Origin of the sequence: Massilia sp. BKSP1R2A-1 (assembly GCF_050586525.1) — a bacterium.
Classification (GTDB): domain Bacteria; phylum Pseudomonadota; class Gammaproteobacteria; order Burkholderiales; family Burkholderiaceae_D; genus Telluria.
Window position 1 is genome coordinate 1 of the sequence record NZ_JBOBRE010000051.1, and the last position, 470, is coordinate 470.

The 470-nt window shown below is 60.9% G+C and carries 1 pseudogene; it reads left to right on the top strand.

Annotated features, from left to right (window positions below):
- A pseudogene (locus ACQ7JA_RS25030) lies at positions 1-470 on the top strand (IS3 family transposase); the annotation flags it as partial.

The following is a 470-nucleotide window of genomic DNA, read 5'->3' on the forward strand; positions in this document are numbered from 1 at the left end:
GCGGCTCGGGATAAGCATTCATAGCCTCTACACTTGGACGAAGCGCTACGGCGTGCCTGAGGCGGAGCGCAAGGCCGTCGATGCCCAGGCCGACGAGATGCGGCGCCTGAAGGCCGAGCTCAAGCGAGTCACGGAGGAGCGTGACATATTGAAAAAGGCCGCGGTGTACTTTGCCAAGACGTCCGGGTGAGGTACACCTTAATTGCTGAGTTACAGGACCAGTTCCCGGTGCGCCGGCTGTGCAAAGTGCTCGAGGTGCATCCGAGCGGCTTCTATGCCTGGCGCCTGAACCCTGAAAGCCGTCGCACCAAAGAAGACAAGCGCCTTCTGGTTCCAATCAAGCAATCGTGGCTGGAAAGCGGCAGCGTGTACGGCTACCGCAAAGTCAGCGACGACCTGCGCGAGCTCGGTGAGCAATGCGGCGTCAATCGCGTCCACCGCCTTATGAGGTCGGCCGGGATTCGTTCGCA